The organism is Enterobacter sp. FUJ80071, from assembly GCF_038739915.1.
GTDB lineage: Bacteria > Pseudomonadota > Gammaproteobacteria > Enterobacterales > Enterobacteriaceae > Enterobacter > Enterobacter kobei.
On record NZ_JBBXKH010000002.1, the window covers coordinates 209,510 to 228,385 of the forward strand.

Annotated in this window: 23 protein-coding genes and 3 pseudogenes; 11 read left to right on the plus strand and 15 right to left on the minus strand. The window is 54.1% G+C overall.

Annotation, left to right across the window (positions count from 1 at the left end):
* Nucleotides 1-54: 54 nt before the first annotated feature.
* Nucleotides 55-693, plus strand: coding sequence for an organomercurial lyase MerB (gene merB / locus AAER43_RS24215; protein WP_058672289.1), 639 nt, complete (start codon nt 55-57; stop codon nt 691-693).
* Nucleotides 690-1,037, plus strand: a complete 348-nt coding sequence (gene merD / locus AAER43_RS24220; RefSeq protein ID WP_021443905.1) for a mercuric resistance transcriptional repressor MerD — start codon at nt 690-692, stop codon at nt 1,035-1,037. The genes merB (AAER43_RS24215) and merD (AAER43_RS24220) overlap by 4 nt, the downstream gene beginning before the upstream one ends.
* 90 nt (nt 1,038-1,127) lie before the next feature.
* Here merD (AAER43_RS24220) and AAER43_RS24225 read toward each other — a convergent pair whose 3' ends face one another.
* From AAER43_RS24225 to AAER43_RS24235, 3 genes are all read right to left on the minus strand, one after another.
* Nucleotides 1,128-1,586: a hypothetical protein gene (locus AAER43_RS24225; RefSeq protein ID WP_011405611.1), complete on the minus strand. Its 459-nt coding sequence runs from the start codon at nt 1,584-1,586 to the stop codon at nt 1,128-1,130.
* 328 nt (nt 1,587-1,914) lie between these two features.
* Complete coding sequence (locus AAER43_RS24230) at nt 1,915-2,919, minus strand: IS110-like element IS5075 family transposase (protein ID WP_000427614.1); 1,005 nt, start codon at nt 2,917-2,919, stop codon at nt 1,915-1,917.
* Between the two features lie 78 nt (nt 2,920-2,997).
* Nucleotides 2,998-3,432 (minus strand): mercury resistance transcriptional regulator MerR, encoded by a 435-nt coding sequence (locus tag AAER43_RS24235; RefSeq protein ID WP_010981353.1) that lies wholly within the window; start codon nt 3,430-3,432, stop codon nt 2,998-3,000.
* 40 nt (nt 3,433-3,472) lie between these two features.
* On the opposite strand from AAER43_RS24235, the pseudogene AAER43_RS24240 reads away from it, so the two are divergent.
* From AAER43_RS24240 to AAER43_RS24260, 5 genes and pseudogenes are all read left to right on the plus strand, one after another.
* Nucleotides 3,473-3,715, plus strand: a pseudogene (locus tag AAER43_RS24240) (mercuric reductase); the annotation flags it as partial.
* A 14-nt stretch (nt 3,716-3,729) separates the two neighbouring features.
* Nucleotides 3,730-4,368, plus strand: a complete 639-nt coding sequence (gene merB / locus AAER43_RS24245; RefSeq protein ID WP_000761850.1) for an organomercurial lyase MerB — start codon at nt 3,730-3,732, stop codon at nt 4,366-4,368.
* Between the two features lie 111 nt (nt 4,369-4,479).
* Nucleotides 4,480-4,845 (plus strand): mercury resistance co-regulator MerD, encoded by a 366-nt coding sequence (merD, locus tag AAER43_RS24250; protein ID WP_000995361.1) that lies wholly within the window; start codon nt 4,480-4,482, stop codon nt 4,843-4,845.
* On the plus strand, nt 4,842-5,078 hold the full coding sequence (gene merE, locus AAER43_RS24255) for a broad-spectrum mercury transporter MerE (protein ID WP_005413392.1): 237 nt from the start codon (nt 4,842-4,844) through the stop codon (nt 5,076-5,078). Before merD (AAER43_RS24250) ends, merE begins: the two co-directional genes overlap by 4 nt.
* 54 nt (nt 5,079-5,132) lie before the next feature.
* Nucleotides 5,133-5,414: pseudogene (locus AAER43_RS24260) on the plus strand (DUF3330 domain-containing protein); the annotation flags it as partial.
* A 38-nt stretch (nt 5,415-5,452) separates the two neighbouring features.
* Here AAER43_RS24260 and AAER43_RS24265 read toward each other — a convergent pair.
* From AAER43_RS24265 to AAER43_RS24280, 4 genes are read right to left on the minus strand one after another with little or no spacing between them, the layout of a single operon-like run.
* Nucleotides 5,453-6,067 carry a recombinase family protein gene (locus tag AAER43_RS24265; protein ID WP_010981357.1) on the minus strand — a complete coding sequence of 205 codons (615 nt, stop codon included), beginning with the start codon at nt 6,065-6,067 and terminating at the stop codon, nt 5,453-5,455.
* A 60-nt stretch (nt 6,068-6,127) separates the two neighbouring features.
* Entirely contained in the window at nt 6,128-7,345 is a 1,218-nt protein-coding gene (locus tag AAER43_RS24270; RefSeq protein ID WP_011405615.1) for a TniQ family protein, read from the minus strand.
* Nucleotides 7,342-8,250 carry a TniB family NTP-binding protein gene (locus AAER43_RS24275; RefSeq protein ID WP_000393453.1) on the minus strand — a complete coding sequence of 303 codons (909 nt, stop codon included), beginning with the start codon at nt 8,248-8,250 and terminating at the stop codon, nt 7,342-7,344. Before AAER43_RS24275 ends, AAER43_RS24270 begins: the two co-directional genes overlap by 4 nt.
* A 2-nt stretch (nt 8,251-8,252) precedes the next feature.
* Nucleotides 8,253-9,935 (minus strand): DDE-type integrase/transposase/recombinase, encoded by a 1,683-nt coding sequence (locus tag AAER43_RS24280; protein WP_010791757.1) that lies wholly within the window; start codon nt 9,933-9,935, stop codon nt 8,253-8,255.
* A gap of 149 nt (nt 9,936-10,084) precedes the next feature.
* Between AAER43_RS24280 and AAER43_RS24285 the strand changes: the two genes are divergently transcribed.
* Together AAER43_RS24285 and AAER43_RS24290 are read left to right on the plus strand one after the other, a co-directional pair.
* Nucleotides 10,085-11,089: an IS110-like element IS4321 family transposase gene (locus AAER43_RS24285; RefSeq protein WP_000427623.1), complete on the plus strand. Its 1,005-nt coding sequence runs from the start codon at nt 10,085-10,087 to the stop codon at nt 11,087-11,089.
* A 285-nt stretch (nt 11,090-11,374) separates the two neighbouring features.
* Complete coding sequence (locus tag AAER43_RS24290) at nt 11,375-11,746, plus strand: 3'-5' exonuclease (protein WP_223259313.1); 372 nt, start codon at nt 11,375-11,377, stop codon at nt 11,744-11,746.
* 2 nt (nt 11,747-11,748) lie between these two features.
* Here AAER43_RS24290 and AAER43_RS24295 read toward each other — a convergent pair whose 3' ends face one another.
* The gene (locus tag AAER43_RS24295; protein WP_087878256.1) at nt 11,749-12,003 is read right to left on the minus strand and encodes a hypothetical protein; all 255 of its coding nucleotides are present in this window, start codon (nt 12,001-12,003) and stop codon (nt 11,749-11,751) included.
* A 125-nt stretch (nt 12,004-12,128) separates the two neighbouring features.
* Nucleotides 12,129-12,364: pseudogene (locus AAER43_RS24300) on the minus strand (type I restriction-modification system subunit M N-terminal domain-containing protein); the annotation flags it as partial.
* 625 nt (nt 12,365-12,989) lie between these two features.
* Between AAER43_RS24300 and AAER43_RS24305 the strand changes: the two are divergent.
* Both AAER43_RS24305 and AAER43_RS24310 read left to right on the plus strand, forming a co-directional pair.
* The gene (locus tag AAER43_RS24305) at nt 12,990-13,331 is read left to right on the plus strand and encodes a hypothetical protein (RefSeq protein ID WP_001151572.1); all 342 of its coding nucleotides are present in this window, start codon (nt 12,990-12,992) and stop codon (nt 13,329-13,331) included.
* Between the two features lie 91 nt (nt 13,332-13,422).
* Nucleotides 13,423-13,614 carry a hypothetical protein gene (locus tag AAER43_RS24310; RefSeq protein WP_000398479.1) on the plus strand — a complete coding sequence of 64 codons (192 nt, stop codon included), beginning with the start codon at nt 13,423-13,425 and terminating at the stop codon, nt 13,612-13,614.
* Between the two features lie 240 nt (nt 13,615-13,854).
* On the opposite strand, the gene AAER43_RS24315 is transcribed toward AAER43_RS24310, so the two are convergent.
* From AAER43_RS24315 to AAER43_RS24340, 6 genes are all read right to left on the minus strand, one after another.
* Nucleotides 13,855-14,310 carry a hypothetical protein gene (locus AAER43_RS24315; protein WP_000374058.1) on the minus strand — a complete coding sequence of 152 codons (456 nt, stop codon included), beginning with the start codon at nt 14,308-14,310 and terminating at the stop codon, nt 13,855-13,857.
* A 90-nt stretch (nt 14,311-14,400) separates the two neighbouring features.
* Entirely contained in the window at nt 14,401-15,642 is a 1,242-nt protein-coding gene (locus AAER43_RS24320; RefSeq protein WP_001053340.1) for a VWA domain-containing protein, read from the minus strand.
* Nucleotides 15,643-16,070: 428 nt separating this feature from the next.
* Nucleotides 16,071-16,646 carry a TerD family protein gene (locus AAER43_RS24325; RefSeq protein ID WP_000301247.1) on the minus strand — a complete coding sequence of 192 codons (576 nt, stop codon included), beginning with the start codon at nt 16,644-16,646 and terminating at the stop codon, nt 16,071-16,073.
* A gap of 68 nt (nt 16,647-16,714) precedes the next feature.
* The gene (gene terD / locus AAER43_RS24330) at nt 16,715-17,293 is read right to left on the minus strand and encodes a tellurium resistance membrane protein TerD (protein WP_000116680.1); all 579 of its coding nucleotides are present in this window, start codon (nt 17,291-17,293) and stop codon (nt 16,715-16,717) included.
* A 48-nt stretch (nt 17,294-17,341) separates the two neighbouring features.
* Entirely contained in the window at nt 17,342-18,382 is a 1,041-nt protein-coding gene (gene terC / locus AAER43_RS24335; protein WP_000255079.1) for a tellurium resistance membrane protein TerC, read from the minus strand.
* Between the two features lie 22 nt (nt 18,383-18,404).
* Nucleotides 18,405-18,860: a tellurite resistance TerB family protein gene (locus AAER43_RS24340; protein ID WP_000007449.1), complete on the minus strand. Its 456-nt coding sequence runs from the start codon at nt 18,858-18,860 to the stop codon at nt 18,405-18,407.
* Between the last annotated feature and the right edge of the window lie 16 nt (nt 18,861-18,876).

Here is an 18,876-nt window from a genome sequence, read left to right on the forward strand (position 1 = left end):
ACCGCCGAGTAAGGTTTATCCCGGTTGATCGCTGCCCGATATAACAGGTGGAAAATGAACAAGACTATTTATTCCAAAAAGATTGCCGAAAGCCTTTCATCTGGCAATCATCCTAAAGAGTTCGCAACGCTCTTTGTCGCGCTGCTCCGACAGCTAGCGATGGGGGGACCTGTATCACGCGAAAAGCTCGCCGGCGCACTCGGATGGTCTGGAGCGAGAGTTGCAACGGTACTTGAGCAGGCACCTGGTACGGAATATGACGACGAGGCCAATATCATTGGACTGGGGCTGACACTACGTGAAACCTCTCACGTTTTTGAGGTGGATGGCCGTCATTTGTACACATGGTGTGCGCTGGACACCTTGATGTTTCCCGCCTTGACCGGCAAGATTGCCCGTGTCACTTCCCGCTGCGCCGCCACCGGTAGGCCGATCACTCTCACCGTTGCACCAGAAGCAGTGCTTCATGTCGAACCGGCAGAAGCAATGGTTTCACTGCGAACTCCGGATACTTCGCCCGACATTCGTTGTTCGTTTTGCTGTCATGTGCATTTCTTTGCGTCTCCGTCTATTGCAAATTCGTGGGCTTCGACCCACCAAGGGATTGAGGTCGTGCCTGTCGAGAGTGCGTTCGACCTTGGTCATGATGTCGCGCTTAAGCTGCTAGAGGACTGCGAGGAAAGCCCAGTATGAATGCGTACTCGATATCGAAGCTGGCTGATGATGCTTGCGTCAGCGTGCATGTCGTGCGCGACTACATGATACGCGGCTTGTTGCACCCTGCTCGGCGAACCGAAAGTGGCTATAACATTTTCGATGACAAAACACTCGGAAGGCTGCGGTTTCTCCGCGCAGCCTTCGAGTCCGGAATTGGGCTCGACGAACTGGCGCGACTTTGCAAAGCATTGGACGCAGACGATAGCGAAAGCCTGGACCGATGCGTCGAGCGCGTGCGATGGAAGATCGACGTGCGTCGAACAGTTTTGACTGTCGTCGAGGCCTCTTTGAATGAAATGGCGGCCGGTGCAGCTACTTGAGGTCCGGCCGGTAAAAGCGTTGGAATTAGCCACTTCGTATATAATATATTGATTAATATAGCTTTTTCGATGAATGTTTGACTAAAGCCTTTATCGCGACAGTGACTCCTGAAGCTGCTTAAACTGCCCCTGAATCACCGCTTTTTCCTGAAGAATCAACTTGTTCTCATCGGACAGAACTTCCGCTCTATTCTGAGAGGCTTTCAGATCCGTTTTGGTGACCTCTAATGCTTGGGATAGTACGGCCACCTGCTTATCGGCATCTGCTTTCTGGCTTGCGAGTGCGGCAATATTATCCGCCAATTGTTTGCTTTCATGCTTCCGCTCCCGGTTTTTTGCCGAGGCGTCGTTAAGTTGATGCTCCAAGTTCTGGATATCGGCCACTTGCCTATCCAAGGTGCTTTTGTGCATCGCATTGGCCTGTTCGAGCTCATGCGTTTGTCGTTGTAATTGCGCATTAGTGTCTATCAGCTCGGACGCTCTTGACTCGGCTTGGATGAGCCGGTTTTGCAGGTCTTGAATCTGGTCTTTCAGGCCCCGGTTAACCATCTGGAATTGCTCGCGCTCCTGCTGCCGGTCTTCGGCGGTGCGTTGCTGGTAGGGGGCACCTCAGAAAACGGAATCTATGGTCACTCCCGTTTTTGCAACACCGATTTTGACGATAAGTTGGCTTGCTTGAATCTATCCGGCGTCTGAATGGGATTTTATTCCCGCGCCTCGATGAGTTCCGCGCCTGATGAACCTCCAGAAAATATACGGCTTCAGCGAGCCTTTCCGTTTTACAGGTTCCTCAACAGGCCGGTGGGCCGTTTGTATCATCAATATCAGTATTCGCAAAACCAGATGAATGATTGTTTAAACTGGTGTATTTCTGCCTTTATGCTTCGTAAGTTTGCTGTCGCGCCGTCAGTGCCCAGGCTATTCTGGCCAGCTTGTTTGCCAGAGCACAGGTGACGACAAAGTTGCTTTTCCGACACAACAACTCCCTGACCCAGTCGGCCAACTTGCCAGACTGGTGTTCCAGTTTTTGTATGAATACCCTGGCACACTGAACCAACAAAGTTCGGATCTTTTTGTTGCCCCGCTTGCTAATCCCTAACAATGTCGTCCGACCTCCCGTGCTGTACTGTCGGGGTACCAGCCCTGTTGCCGCCGCAAAGTCACGGCTGCTGGCGTACTGCTTCCCGTCGCCAATCTCAGTTGAAATAGTACTGGCAGTCAGCGTTCCAACGCAGGGAATACTCAGCAAGCGCTGTCCAACCTCATCTTCGTCCAACTTTCGTTTCAACTGAGATTCCAGATCTTTAATCTGCTCAACAAGATAGTGATAATGCTGTTGTAATTTCAGCAGTAACTGGCTGAGATAAAGAGGCAAACTACTGTCCTCAAGAAGGGTACTCAGTCGACTAATAACGGCAGCACCTCGCGGAACGCTGATACCAAATTCCAGCAGAAAAGCATGCATCTGATTAGTTGTTTTCACCTTATCCTGAACCAGGGATTCACGGACACGATGCAGAGCTCGCATTGCCTGCTGAGATTCGGTTCTGGGCTGCACGAAACGCATAGATGGACGTGATGCTGCTTCACAGATAGCTTCAGCATCAACGAAGTCATTTTTGTTGCTTTTAACGAATGGGCGGACAAATTGCGGTGATATCAGCTTTGGAAAATGCCCTAACTCTGCCAGCTTGCGTGCCATAAAGTGAGAACCGCCACAGGCTTCCATCGCGATGGTTGTTGCTGGGCATGTCGCCAGAAATTCGATTAGCTTTGGTCGGGTGAATTTTTTACGGTAAACGGCCTTCCCACGATGATCCTGACAATGAATATGGAAAGAGTTCTTACCCAGATCGATACCAATAAGCGCAATGTTTTCCATGATGGTTCTCCGAATGAAAGCCTGTCCTCAGCATAGTACTGGGAAGGAGGGAGTGACCATCTCATTAAATAAAGCACGCTAAGCTGTGGAAGCCCCTGCCAAGCTCGTTCCACCTTGCAACGACGCAATCAGCGGACACGAAACATTCCCCTGCCGCGAATGGCAGGCGCACACCAGGTCAGACAGCACAGCCTCCATGCGCGCCAAATCGGCCATCTTCTCGCGCACGTCTTGGAGCTTGTGCTCGGCCAGGCTGCTGGCCTCCTCGCAGTGGGTGCCATCGTCGAGCCGCAGCAACTCGGCGATTTCATCCAGGCTGAAGCCCAACCGCTGGGCCGATTTCACGAATCGCACCCGTGTCACGTCCGCCGCGCCATAGCGGCGAATGCTGCCATAGGGCTTGTCCGGCTCGGGCAACAAGCCCTTGCGCTGATAGAACCGGATGGTCTCCACGTTGACGCCGGCTGCCTTGGCAAAAACGCCAATGGTCAGGTTCTCCAAATTATTTTCCATACCGCTTGACTCCGTACATGAGTACGGAAGTAAGGTTACGCTATCCAATTCAAATTCGAAAGGACAAGCCGAGGAAGGTAGCGGACGACTCATTGGGGTACAGGCAGTGGCCCCGGAAGCGGGCGAGCTGATCCAGACGGCGGTGCTCGCGATCCGTAACCGCATGACCGTACAGGAACTGGCTGACCAGTTGTTCCCCTACCTGACGATGGTCGAGGGGCTGAAGCTCGCGGCGCAGACCTTCACCAAGGATGTCAAACAATTGTCCTGCTGCGCAGGATGAAAGGAGATGGAACCATGAAGCTCGCCCCATATATTTTAGAACGTCTCACTTCGGTCAATCGTACCAATGGTACTGCGGATCTCTTGGTCCCGCTACTGCGGGAACTCGCCAAGGGGCGTCCGGTTTCACGAACGACACTTGCCGGGATTCTCGACTGGCCCGCTGAGCGAGTGGCCGCCGTACTCGAACAGGCCACCAGTACCGAATATGACAAAGATGGGAACATCATCGGCTACGGCCTCACCTTGCGCGAGACTTCGTATGTCTTTGAAATTGACGACCGCCGTCTGTATGCCTGGTGCGCGCTGGACACCTTGATATTTCCGGCGCTGATCGGCCGTACAGCTCGCGTCTCATCGCATTGCGCTGCAACCGGAGCACCCGTTTCACTCACGGTTTCACCCAGCGAGATACAGGCTGTCGAACCTGCCGGCATGGCGGTGTCCTTGGTATTGCCGCAGGAAGCAGCCGACGTTCGTCAGTCCTTCTGTTGCCATGTACATTTCTTTGCATCTGTCCCGACGGCGGAAGACTGGGCCTCCAAGCATCAAGGATTGGAAGGATTGGCGATCGTCAGTGTCCACGAGGCTTTCGGCTTGGGCCAGGAGTTTAATCGACATCTGTTGCAGACCATGTCATCTAGGACACCGTGATCGGATATCGACCCAATGTTCTACGGCACCGGCATCGGATTCGCAGCGCGCGGATTGAACTCGGCGAAACGGTATATGCATTGCCGTGAACCGACCAAAAGGAGGTGTTCGATGAACGCCTACACGGTGTCCCGGCTGGCCCTTGATGCCGGGGTGAGCGTGCATATCGTGCGCGACTACCTGCTGCGCGGATTGCTGCGGCCAGTCGCCTGCACCACGGGTGGCTACGGCCTGTTCGATGACGCCGCCTTGCAGCGACTGTGCTTCGTGCGGGCCGCCTTCGAGGCGGGCATCGGCCTCGGCGCATTGGCGCGGCTGTGCCGGGCGCTGGATGCGGCGAACTGCGATGAAACTGCCGCGCAGCTTGCTGTGCTGCGTCAGTTCGTCGAACGCCGGCGCGAAGCGTTGGCCAATCTGGAAGTGCAGTTGGCCGCCATGCCGACCGCGCCGGCACAGCATGCGGAGAGTTTGCCATGAACAGCCCCGAGCGCATGCCGGCCGAGACGCACAAACCGTTCACCGGCTACCTGTGGGGCACGCTGGCCGTGCTGACTTGCCCCTGCCACCTGTCCATCCTCGCTGCCGTGCTGGCCGGCACAACCGCCGGTGCATTCCTTGTCGAGTATTGGGTCATCACGGCGCTCGGTTTGACCGGCCTGTTTCTTCTGTCACTGGCGCGGGCGTTGCGGGCATTCAGGGAAAGATCATGAGCGCTTCCCGGCCGGATGGATGGACTACGGCGGAGGGCCCAAGCGTTCGAGCGCGGGCAAGGCTTTCTGTTCGCAAAGCCGATGCCGGCGGCGGCATTCGCCGTCTTCGTCAGTCAATGGAGGGGTGCCACCATGAATGCAAATGATCCGACCGCCACCAGTTGCTGCGTGTGCTGCAAGGAAATTCCGCTCGATGCCGCCTTCACACCGGAAGGCGCGGAGTACGTCGAGCACTTCTGCGGGCTGGAGTGTTATCAACGTTTCCAGGCGCGGGCCAGCACTGCGACCGAAACGAGCGGCGAACCGAACGCTTGCGGTTCGCCGCCGTCAAATTGAGACAAACCACGCTTTCGCTACGTCGCCTCATGTCGGCATCAAATTCGGCTGAGTAGCTTCTCGCCATCTGGACGTAGCTCGCCCTTGGGTGAAATATGCCGATACAGGGTCTGCCGCGTGATGCCAAGTTCCTGGCACAGGTCGCCGACCTTGGTCTCTGACTGCCCCATTGCCGCCATCGCCAGCCGCAGCTTGGCGGCGGTCATCTTGAACGGCCGGCCGCCTTTCCGGCCGCGTGCCCGTGCTGAGGCCAGGCCCGCCACGGTGCGCTCGGCGATCAACTCGCGCTCGAACTCGGCCAGCGCGGCGAAGATACCGAAGACCAGCTTGCCGGCGGCGGTCGTGGTGTCAATGGCCGCGCCGTGCCCGGTCAGCACCTTGAGGCCGATGCCGCGTCCGGTCAGGTCATGGACGGTATTGATCAGATGGCGCAGGTCGCGCCCGAGCCGATCCAGTTTCCAAACGACCAACGTGTCGCCTGGCCGTAGTGCCTTCAGACAGCTCGCCAGACCGGGACGATCCTCGCGTTTTCCGGACGCTTGGTCTTCATAGAGATGCGCCGGATCAACACCGGCCGCGACCAGCGCATCGCGCTGCAAGTCCGTCGCCTGGGAGCCATCCGCCTTCGATACTCGCATGTAGCCAATCAGCATCTTGTACCTGTCACATATACGTTCGATTATGTGACAGTTTGCATCGGGAAGCTCTGCACGTCAAAATTTGTCACTTAACCCGTCATTCTGTCTAAGGCATGCAAAGGGTAGGCTAGGCTCATAATGTGACAGAAATTCCGGGGGGATGCCTTCCTTCGCGAAGGTGGCGCGCAACTGTTCCAAGGAAGCGGGGTCGCGCCGACCATAGGAAGCCAACGCGAACAGCGAGCGTGCCGTCTCGGGGTTGTGTCGTGCTTCAATGATGGCCTCATCAATGGCCTGGATTGCACGCTGCCAGTGATCGACGGGTTCGGGCTTCGGCGCTTTCGCCGGCAGGCCACTGGTGAACCCGGTTTGGGGCTCGGACCAGAATAGCTTTGCGTGCTCGCCTGGCGGGCTTATATCCCTCACCTCAATCAAGCTGATTGCCGTTGCCGCCGCCTCCAGCATCTGCAACCGTACTGCCGGGTTCAGGGTTTCATACGGTCGCCACAGACTTTGCCCAGCACGCAGCGGATGCCCGCAGCATTCCCAGATTTGGCGGAGATACCCCGCGTAGGTGCCGCACGTCGAAAGCGGGGTGTTCAGCTCATCGAGCAGCGTGCGTAGCAGCCTAAACCACAATCCGGCGTGGATGCGTCGGCGCGGCAACTCCACGTGGCCGGTCGTCAGTGCCTGCCAGGTACGCTGGTCCATCGCCGCAATCGCGTCGCTGGCAGTGCGCGGTTCGGCGTCGGCGTTCTCCCAGCCGAGAAACCGCCCTGGCACGCCCCAATAGGATTCCAGCCAGCAGCCATGCAGTGGGCAGCTCAGCATCAGGGGCAGCTTCCACGCGAGCAGTACGGCTTGGTTCTCCGGATCGTTCAGACAGAGCGGGCAGGCGCGATGTATCGGCTGGCTGGGCAGCCAGGCACGCCAGCTCGTGATGGATCGCGTCCTACGGCGGAGTTTCGGCAGCAGCACCGAGAGCTGGAACGCATAGGTTTCCAATGCATCTGGAATCTGATCATCAAGGCTGTCCAGTAGCCAAGGCACCCAGCCGGCGAAACTCATGCAACGCAGCCGGTCCGGCTCGATGCCGCTCCGCTGGGAGAGCATCGCCAGCAGCGCCAGTGGTGGCGCGGTGTCCAGGTCATCAACCTGGCCGTGACCAAGATCGTGCTCCAGCAGCTCGGACACCTCCATGTGATAGCAAAGGGCCACGCGGTTGAGCCACGAAGACAAGGCTTCGCCTTCCCTGGGAGCCGGATGCAGTGGCCAGTGTGGCGCTGGCTTCACATCAGTTCCCGCTCGAATTGCCGCCGCCGCTCGCTGGGACCGGTGTAATCGGCCATGCTGAGCGTGCGATGGTTGATCGCTTCCTCACCGCTCTCCACGGCAGCGACGGCCGCCGCCATCAACAGGTGCGCCAGCTCGCCGATGGTGCCCTCGCTGCGCGTGAGCAGGTAGCGGGCCATATCCAGCGTGGCAATCGACGAGGGTCGCCGCAGCGGGAGCGAAGCCGCGAAGCTGGCCAGCAGTGAGCAGCAATCGTCGTTGGCCTCCCACACCGGCAGCATCATCGGCTCGAAGCGGTTTTCCAACTGGTCGTCCGAGCGGATCGCCAAGTAGGCATCGCGTGTGCCGACCCCGACCAGCGGGATGCGCAGCTCGTTGCCGAGGAAACGCAGCAGGTTGAGGAATTCCCGGCGGTTGACGCTGTTGCCGGCCAGGACGTTGTGCAATTCGTCGATCACCAGCATGCGCACGCCGACCTTGCGTAGCAGTGCCAGCGCCAATTGCTCCATTTCCGGCAGCCGTGGGCGCGGGCGCAATGGCGCGCCCATCGCGGCAAGTAGCGCGACGTAGAAGCGGATTACCGACGGTTCGGATGGCATCTGCACGACCAGTACCGGAATGTGCTCCTGGTCGGCGTCGGAGCTGGCCGGGTGGGTGCGGCGGAATTTCTCGACGATCATCGACTTGCCGTTGTTGGTTGGACCGACCAACAGCAGGTTGGGCATGCGTTGTTTGTTCGGCCACGCATACAGGGCTTCCAGCCGATTCAGCGCCTCGACTGCTCGCGGATAGCCGATCCAGCGGTCAGCGCGAAGGCGATGGATGCGTTCGTCCGCCGGAAGACGGGCCAAGCCCTGGGCCACCGGCATCAGGTGGGACAAGTCGATGATGGGATATTCTTCCACGGCTACCACTCCTCAATCTGGTCGAACGGTTTGGCAGGTGGCTGGTTGTCTGCCTGCGGGTCAGCCATGTCCGCGTCCGGTGGTGGCGTGGTTTTGAAAAGAACTGCCGTTGCCTTGAGATGCTGGCGTCGATCCGCGTCGCGCCGCGCCTTGCGCGTAGCTTTCTGCGCGGTGGACACGATTTCGCGCATCTGGCCGATCATGCGAAACAGCGCCGACTCATCCACCTGTTCGCGCCCTTGCTGCCGCAATTTCGCCAGCGCCTGTCGTTGTTCCCAGAGGGTGACAGCCGGGTGCGACAAGGTGCGGTATGGAATTTCCAGATAGTGCTGCCCCTCCGGCTCCAGCACCCAAATGCGGCTGATGTCGCGCGGGTCGCGCCGGATCAGGAACGCAGGCAAGCGGTCGCGCCGAGCTATCCACGGCTTGAGCGCATCGGCGTAGTAATGGATGTGGTCGATGACGAAGCCGGTGCGGGTCAGCGTGCGGCGGATGATGGGCAGAAAATCGACCAGAAAAGCCGTGGTGCGAGTGATGACGGTTGGCACGCCGGTCCGCGCGATAGCTTCGGCCCAGCGCGCTGCCGGCGGCTGGAGCAGGCCGTTGTGCACGGAGCCGTGGTAGGTGCCGACCGCCAATGTGAGCCAGCGCTCCAGCTCACGCAGCGTCAGGGCGGCCTTGTTTTCGGAATCGTAGTCGCCGCGCTGGTCAGGGTTGGAGAAGGTCGTCCCTGGCAATTCGTCGTGGATCATCTGCATCGCCGTGCCGATGATCCGTTCCACGATGCCGCCGTAGTGCGGCTGCCCGAGCGGGCGATAGTCAAGCCGGATGCCATGCTGCTCGCAGCCTCGGCGTAGCGCTTCGCTCTTGAACTCGGCCGCGTTGTCCAGGTAGAGCAGCCTGGGCTTGCCGCTCATCGGCCACTCCATTTCTATGTTCAGACCCTCCAGCCAGGGACGCTTGTCGCAGGCGACATGCACAAGGCACAGGCCGACCGAAACAGATGACGGCGCTTCCAGCGTGACGACCATGCCGAGCACGCAGCGGGTAAACACGTCGATGGCGATGGTCAGATACGGACGGCCAATCGGTTGCCGGTCGCGCTCGTCCACCACGATCAGGTCGATGACCGTGTGATCAATCTGCACTTGTTCCAGTGGCGCGGTCACGGCGGGAGGCTCACCACCGACACCTTGCAGGCTGCGGGACGCATCCTGACCTTCCCGGCGGCGAGTGGCCTTGAGCGGATCGAGGCCGGCGATCCGCAGAGCCACGGTGTTGCGCGCCGGCGCCCGCAGCTTTTGCGCTTTGCAAGCCTGCGCGACCTCGCGGTGGAACGCTGCCAGGCTACGCTTCTGCTTGGTCAGGAAGCGCTTTTGCAGCAACTCGCGGATGATGCGCTCAACTGATTCCGGCAAGCGTCCCTTGCCTTTTCCGCCGCCGGATCGGCTGCGAGCCAGGTCCGTCACAAGCCCAGCACCTTGCCGGGCACGGCGGATTAGGACATACACCTGCCGCCTGGACAGGCCAAGCGCGTGAGCAGCGGCATCGGCGGCTTCATGCCCGACCACATCAAGCGCTGCCAGCGGCCCGATGATTTCCGCCCGTTGCCGGGCCTGCGCCCAAGCCGCATCGGGCAGGGTGGCCACGCCTTGCTCGGCAATCAATGATGTGTCTGACGCCATGCTCACACCTCGCTTTGGTGCACACGAGTATTGAGCATAGTCGAGATTGGTGCAGATGACTTCTGATATTGCGTTGTCAGGAGTCGCCTGCACATCTGGCGTTACGCCCCGTCAATTGGTGCAGTCGTCTTCTGAAAATGACAACTATCATGGAAAACATTGCGCTCATTGGTATCGATCTGGGTAAAAACTCTTTCCATATTCATTGCCAGGATCGTCGCGGGAAGGCTGTTTACCGTAAAAAATTTACCCGGCCAAAGTTGATCGAATTTTTGGCGACATGCCCCGCTACAACCATCGCAATGGAAGCCTGTGGCGGTTCTCACTTTATGGCACGCAAGTTGGAAGAGTTGGGGCATTCCCCAAAGCTGATATCACCACAATTTGTCCGCCCGTTCGTTAAAAGCAATAAAAACGACTTTGTCGACGCCGAAGCTATTTGTGAAGCTGCATCGCGTCCGTCTATGCGTTTTGTGCAGCCCAGAACGGAATCTCAGCAGGCAATGCGGGCTCTGCATCGTGTCCGTGAATCCCTGGTTCAGGATAAGGTAAAAACAACCAATCAAATGCATGCTTTTCTGCTGGAATTTGGCATTAGCGTTCCCCGAGGAGCTGCCGTTATTAGCCGACTGAGTACCATTCTTGAGGATAATAGTTTGCCTCTTTACCTCAGCCAGTTATTGCTGAAATTACAACAGCATTATCACTATCTTGTTGAGCAGATTAAAGATTTGGAATCCCAGTTGAAACGAAAGTTGGACGAAGATGAGGTTGGACAGCGCTTGCTGAGCATTCCCTGCGTCGGAACACTGACAGCGAGTACTATTTCAACTGAGATTGGCGACGGGAAGCAGTACGCCAGCAGCCGTGACTTTGCGGCGGCAACAGGGCTTGTACCTCGGCAGTACAGCACGGGAGGTAGGACGACATTGCTGGGAATTAGTAAGCGAGGTAATAAAAAGATCCGAACTTTGTTGGTTCAATGTGCCAGGGTATTCATACAAAAACTGGAACACCAGTCTGGCAAATTGGCCGATTGGGTCAGGGATTTACTGTGCCGGAAAAGCAACTTTGTCGTCACTTGTGCTCTGGCAAACAAGCTGGCCAGAATAGCCTGGGCCCTAACGGCACGACAGCAAACTTATGTAGCATAACGGCAGAAATACACCGGTTTAAAGAATTACTGATCTGGTTTTGCGAATACTGATATTGATGATACTAACGGCCCACCGGCCTGTTGAGGAACCTGTAAAACGGAAAGGCTCATTGAAGCCGTATATTTTCTGGAGGTTCATCAGGCGCGGAACTCATCAAGGCGCGGGAATAAAATCCCATTCAGACGCCGGATAGATTCAAGCAAGCCAACTTGTCGTCAAAATCGGTGTTGCAAAAACGGGAGTGACCATAGATTCCGTTTTCTGAGACGACCCCTGATCGGGCTGAATGAGCAGGAATTTCCTGGCGGCAAACCCGATGATGTTTACAGCGTTCGCACATCGATGAACACCCCTCCGGCCGAAGAGGAAATCGAGGAGGAACGTCGGCTGTTTTATGTCGGTATCACTCGCACAAAACAGCAGCTAAATCTGGTGGTCCCTCTTGATGAAGGGCTTGCGCGGTGGCTCAAAAACCGCTGGGATAGCACCCCGAAGAAGTCACCGATAGCTACTCGCTTCGTCTATGAGGCTGGCTGGACTGCTTGTGCGGTTACCAGTGATGCGATCTATAACAGCACGGTAGAGAAACAGAAGGCTGACTTCAGCAAGTTTCACCAATGGTATCTAAGAGATCTTCAGCGGCTAAAAGTCTAGGGCTACCGATACTTTTCGATTTCAGACAGGTGCTCGTTATCCAGATCAATTGTGGCTTTTCTTTCAGAAGCGAGCTTCTTCGCTCGCTTTGCATACTGAAGCCCCTTGGCTGGCTGCTCTCCGCGTAGGATCTGTTCAGCCTGCTTGCTCGTGCTGTGCCCCAGAAAGCGTTCGTACTGCTCGTCAGATACCTCAGTGCCGATCAGTCGTTCGATACAGCCGCTTTTCGGCGGGTAACTTACGCCCAGCGCAAGCAACTGCCTTTTCTGTACCCACTATTTCCGGCGCGGCCGGCTTCAATCAAGGCTTTGGTTAGAACTACAGCCATTTGGGGACTCTCATACACAAACCTGAACCATGCGGGTCTGATTGGCGGTCAAGATAGCAGCGCATCGAAATCAACACTGAACTCTGCTTCTAAGAACTCAATCGTGGCTGGTTGGCTATCGAGCGATGCTTCCCGTGTAGACTCCAGTGCGCACTCCAATCGACGCAGCAGAGTAAACGGCAAAATGATCTTGCCGAAGTCGGTATGCTTGAAATCCCCCCCCACAGGTCTTCCGCGTTCTTCCAAATGAAATCAGCTTGCGAAGCAGCCGAACCTACGAACTCTGCCATCTTGGCCTCCAACCAACTTTTGCACGAAACGGCACATCTTCCAAAAGAGGGTTGTCAACCAAGTTTTGCACAAAACGGACTTTGATCCATTTCTAACTAAAATCTACAATCCAACCTCAGATTGCAAATAGCCTATGTTTATTACAGATGGTATGGTTCGTGTTTTTGTTTATTCGATGGCAACTGTACTCTTTCTGCCGCTTGGCTTGTTGAAAAGCACGTGGTGGTTTTCACCATTGTTTGCGATAGCTGCTATTGATTACTTAATGTTTCTGCGTCGACAAGGCTAGTTGCTGAACCTCATACCTCAGAGCAATCTGTATGTTTTTTACACCACTGGTTAAAAGGTCAGGCTACGTTCCTGACGTTTTTTAAAAAACAGTTTTATGTTTGATGCGTTACTGGTCTGTCTGGTAACCCAGTGGTACATTACCATTATTAAGGCTGGCTGGCGGTGGTGCATCATGCTTAAACGACCCTCTCTGAGCGTACTTTCCGACAGTCCTGTGCACCGCACCACTTACCCGGCAGGCCTATGTCTTGGTTATTCTTCGTTGTACCTTTTTCTTCAGCTTTATCCCTGACATGTCTGTCTGAACAGTTCTAAGCAAACCGGAATGTTGTCATGGCCAAAGTACAAGGGCTCTTTGTTGGATACCGAAAATTCGCTGTTGATCGCGACTGGCTTCGTCAGCAGGAAGAACAACGTTATCGGGATCGCCAGCGACAATTTGATGAATGGTCCAGGAAATGGGTCACTGTAACCAGGCTCAAAGAGACTCGTTTATGGACTGACGGAGCCATCAGGCGATGGTTGGGTGAACCTCAGCAGCAGGGTAAATATAAAGTTTTCCCCGTTGAAGCGGTTTTGGCTGCTGAGAAGTTGAATGAGTTTCGGCTCTGGCTTAAACCCCGACTGGAAAAGAAACGTGCCCAGCACCACCACTTTTTAATTCCATTTCTGTAAAGTAGAAACAACGGCAGTTCCGGCCGCATTCAAGGCTTCGGCATCTGGTCAGAAATAAAGCGCCATTTTTCAGTATAAGGGAGGTTAGATAGTGGAAGGTATTGAGACACTGAGTTTGCAGCTTGATGAGAATGAAACTATGGCCCTTGCTCAATTAGTTAAACGTCTGAGCTGGAGCGATCTTCGTGGCTGTGCTGTGAGTGACGAAGAAGCCTGGGTAATGAAAAGCGCAATTGAAAAATTACAACAGGCGTTAAGGGAAGAAGGTTATGCGCCTCGATGAGGCTGGCTTCGTTCTTTATTCCGATAACAAATTTGCTTAAGGACTAACTATGAGCCAGCACTGGTATGAGGTGAAAAGCAATCAGGGAATTGTTCAGGTGATTGTTGGGAGAAGATATTAATGTAATGCGTTTCTGCATTACATCAAGCAGATTAGCTTTTTCTGGTCAAAATAGACGATGTGATTTTTCTTTAGCCGAAGTCCATCCGCTCCCCACGCAACCGGTAAAGGTTCGCAGGTTTAATAAAGATAGGTTTCGTATCTCCCTAAGGGTGGGATAGGTAAACTCATAATGGCATCTGTGTTTACTATGTAAGTATTCGGGTAAAATTCATCTAATACAGTAAAGTTTAGTTTCTTACAAAAGCTTAATAAATATGGGTTTTTCACGTCTTCTATTACAACATCGCACCAGGGATTCGATTCACAGCAAAGCTTCAGAAAAGACTTAAACCATCCCTTGTTTTGTATTTCTTCCGGAAGCCGTACCACATGTATGGTCAGACAATCTCCATGATAACGATTAGTACTTTGTCTAAGCCCTACAACAATCCCCTTTTCTTGAATCTGTACACCTGCCTGATGCTCTTTCATGTCGGGCGTATAGTGCCTTGCTCTGTTTAACCAGGCCACCAGCTGCTGAGCCGTACTTGGTGATTCTTCAGCTATCCATTTCAGGTACTTGATGCGGTCCATATGCGCCTCCCTGTACGATTTCCAATGAACAAAGGCTCTACAGTATTAAGCTGCTGTAGAGCTCATTCAACCAAGCTCAAACTGTGCGTATTAAAGGATGCCTAACCTTTTTGTTTCATCGATCCACGGTCTGAATTCTTCCAGTAGATTATCATATAACTTTTCATCGCTAATCGAACCGAAATCATCCATGGCAAAGAAGTGGGTGTTATCAACCCGGCGGTCAGTAAAGTCATCCAGATTTTTGAGGATACCGTAGCTTGAACCACCCAGGCCGACAAACTTCCAGAAGATGGGGTAGTTGGCAGAACGCCGGATTGCATCTTTAATCGCCCGGGTCTTGCTGATCCCGCCATCGGTAATAAATACAACATACACCGGGATTTTCGAGTCCTTAAAGTAGTCGACTATTTCTTCCATCACAGGAGGCTCGTTGTTTGTCCCTCCGAGGCCCGGCAGGTTCTCCCAGGCTGAACGCTTTCCAGCCCCGCGAATGGACTGAATATATGTGTCCAGGTTGTCCAGTGTGACGTTTGGATACTTCTTATGCTTCTCTCCAAATCCCCAGACATCCATTTCACCGTCGTCGTCGAACTGGGCGGCAAGAACGGCGATGCGGTCCAGCACAGACTGAACGTTACCCTTACTGAACTGGCCACTCATTGAGCCGGATGCGTCAAGTACAAATGCAACCGCTGCCTCAAGGGTGTCCAGTTTATTTTTAGTAAGACTGACCGAGGCTTTTTTAGCGAGGCTTACAAGGCGCGGAGATCTGGTTTCCAGTTTCTTTTCCAGACTGATACGAGCAGGCTTTGCTGGCTGCGGAGCTGGCTGTGCGACATCAACGCCATAGCTAATGGCCAGAGGCTCAAGACCACCGTTGAAACCCTGCCCGAGCGCACGAAGCTTCCAGGCGCCATTGTGCCGATATACTTCACCCAGGATAATTGCTTTCTCACTGCGGCCCTGAGTCTCAGCCTGGAACTCAGCGATTCCTTGAGCCTGCATGCTCAACGAACTGAGCCCACTGATGGTATCTTCACCATCAATGACAACTGTGATTGCAATTTTACTGATGTTCGCAGGAACACGATCCAGTGCTATCTCAATGCTGGACTGCTGAGAACCGGTAACGAGCTTTACTGCCCCTTCAGGAGAAGACAGATTATTGTAAAAGATAAAGTCAGAATCGCCGCTGACCTTTCCCTGAGCATTAAGCAGGAACAGGCAGGTATCGGGTTCGCCTTTAAAGCCGGATTTGGTAGGGTACTGAAGATTCAGCCTGATCGCAGATTGCTGAAGTGGTATGTTTTGTCCGGATTGTAGATTCACATTAACTCTCCTGATTTTTGATTATTTTAAAGCGCAGCGTTTATATAGGTTCCCCTGGCTTAGTTCAGGACGCTGGATTTCTGGTGAGGCGTATATATGGTGTGACACCATATTTCATCACGTTGAAGTTTCTATACCTGTTGAATTGGAATTTCCATTGGTCGGGTATTTTATCTTCCAGAACCCGTGCCTTCATAAGTCGCAAACGTAACATATATCAGAGGGGCATGCTGTTGATATAAGGCACGGAATACAGGCTTTAACCAGCAACCAGAGAAAAATCCGTTTCCTGCCTTTAAAAGGCTCACGTCAGAATTAACATCTCTCTGCTTTCTGAGATTCCCGAACCCTTTCTGCCCCCCCCCTCCTGATAGCGGATCGCAACCAAAAAAAACCCCGGCATTGCCGGGGTATGATTCAGCGTTATTTTAGATGTTAACGCCGTGCTGGGAGGCAAGAGCCGCCAGGCCACCGGCAAAGCCCTGACCGACAGCTTTAAACTTCCACTCAGCGCCATGACGATACAGTTCACCGAAGACCATAGCGGTTTCGGTTGAGGCATCTTCAGACAGATCGAAACGGGCAATTTCCGTGCCGTTGTCGTTGTTGTAAACGCGCATGAAGCTGTTGCTCACCATGCCGAAGTTTTGTTTACGCGCTTCTGCATCATAGATGGTAACGGCAAACACCAGTTTTTTGATATCTGCTGAGACTTTGGTCAGATCGATTTTGACCTGCTCATCGTCGCCGTCGCCTTCACCGGTACGGTTGTCGCCCTGGTGCTCTACCGCGCCATCAGGGCTGGTTTTGTTATTGAAGAAAATGAAATGCGCATCTGACAACACTTTACCGTCTTCGCCTACTGCGAACACGGAAGCGTCCAGGTCAAAACCCTGACCATCGGTTACACGGGCATCCCAGCCTAGGCCAACCATAGCAACATTCATGGTTGGTGCTTCTTTGGTCAGAGATACATTGCCGCCTTTTACGAGAGAAACTGCCATTTTTAGCTCCTGCAAACAGTTGAATGAGGGCTGCATTAACAGCCCCGGGTAGAAAAGTTACTTTTTGATCAGGACGCGTTAATGCCGTACTGAGCACATACAGATGCCAGACCACCAGCATAACCCTGACCTACTGCGCGGAATTTCCACTCACCATTGTGGCGATACAGCTCGCCGAACAGCATGGCAGTCTCAGTGGACGCATCTTCGGTCAGATCGTAGCGAGCAACTTCAGTCTGGTTATCGTCATTAACCAGACGAATAAACGCACCGGATACCTGACCAAAGCTCTGGCGACGAGCCTGAGCATCGTGGATGGTCACAACGAAGATGATCTTGTCAACTTCAGACGGGACGGCGTCCAGTTTAATTTTCAGCGATTCATCATCACCATCGCCCTCACCGGTGCGGTTATCGCCGGTGTGCGTTACGGAACCGTCGGATGACGTCAGGTTGTTATAGAAGATGAAATCTGAATCGCCGCGCACTTTGCCGTTTGAGGCCAGCAGGAATGCTGAAGCATCCAGGTCAAAGTCCTGACCGTCTGTTGAACGCGCATCCCAGCCAAGGCCCACCAGGACGTTTTTCATTGACGGAGCTGCTTTACTTAGGGAGACGTTCCCGCCTTTGGAAAGAGAAACACTCATAAAATAACCTCTTCGATTAGTAATTGTTCAGGTTAACACTTAAGGGGATTAACTCCCCTTTTCCTCAGATTCAGGTTTGCCCGGGAACATGACGCTTGCGAGAATGCCCAGCGCCAGTACACCCAGTACAACATACAGGCTGGTTGTTGCCGCGATGCTGTAACCATGATGCCAGATGTGATCGGTCGCATTCAGGCCGAGTTTTGCCGCGATGAAGAACAGCAGCACGATAACGGCCTTCTCCAGATGAACCAGGTACTGTTTCAGTGCCTCAAGGACAAAGTACAGAGTACGCAGGCCCAGGATAGCAAACATCATGGCACTATAGACGATAAGCGGTTCACGACTGACGGCAATGATTGCCGGTACCGAGTCAAACGCGAACATTACGTCCGAGAGTTCAACCACAGCCACACACAGGAACAGCGGGGTCGCATACAGCGCCGCTTTTTTACCACGGCCAATGGTGACATCGCTGTTTTCTGGTTTCGCCAGTTCAGCATCCACTTCCTTCTGGTTAAGCAGGAAGGCATGCCCTCTGAGCTTCGGCCAGATAGGGAAGAAGCGTTTAACCATGCGGTAAGCCAGATGCTGGGAGTAATCCTCAATTTCATCATCGTCATCACCGCTTTTAAGCATCATGACCGCTGTCCAGGCAACGATAATAGCGAAGACAACTTCAACATACGGCCCCAGACTCAGCAGGCTCGTACCGATGGCGACAAAGATGCCCCTGAAGACAATGGCACCAATGATCCCCCAGTAGAGAACACGGTGGCGATAACGATCCGGAACGGCGAACCAGGAGAAGATGGCCATCATGACGAACAGGTTATCGACCGACAGCACTTTCTCCAGCGCATAACCCGTGACAAACAGACTGGCAACCTCAGCACCGTGGTGGATATAGAGGAAACCGGCAAATGCCATCGCAACCACAACCCAGAATACGGACCAGAGCGCCGCACTCTTCAGCGAAATAGGCTTGTCATCACGGTGCATAAACAGGTCAATAAAGATGGCACCGACTGAAAGCGCAATAAAAACAATGACCGTTTCAGTCGGGAAGCCGATGTGTGTGGAAACCATATTTTACCCTTAGGGATGTGGATCAGAGGCCAAATTCAGCCGGGTCGAAGCCCAACGCGATAGCGATCTCGCGGGAGGCCAGTTTCTCGTCCTGATCGAAGTTACCGTCACTTTTCGCAACGGCAATACCAACACGTAAGGCCAGCTGAGCGGCCTCAGGCTGATCTTTCAGCGCCAGGATGTATTTCATGGTTTCGCCCTTGCCGATTTCAACATCGAAATCGAAGCTTGAAACCAGTTTATTGAAGAACTCAATCACCTCATTGGTATCGAAGACCTTCAGCTCTTCTGAAGAGCGCAGAAAGCCCATCATTTTCTGCTTTTCTTCCGAACTTACGCCGTCACTCGATACGGCAATACGGGCACATACAGCAACGGTGCCCTGCATGAATTTTTTGTTTTTGAAACGGCCAACCTGGCGGGTCAGTTCGTCACGGCCTGAGTTAATGGCACCTTTAACTTTGTCGAAAAAGCTCATACCTGTTTCCTTTGTT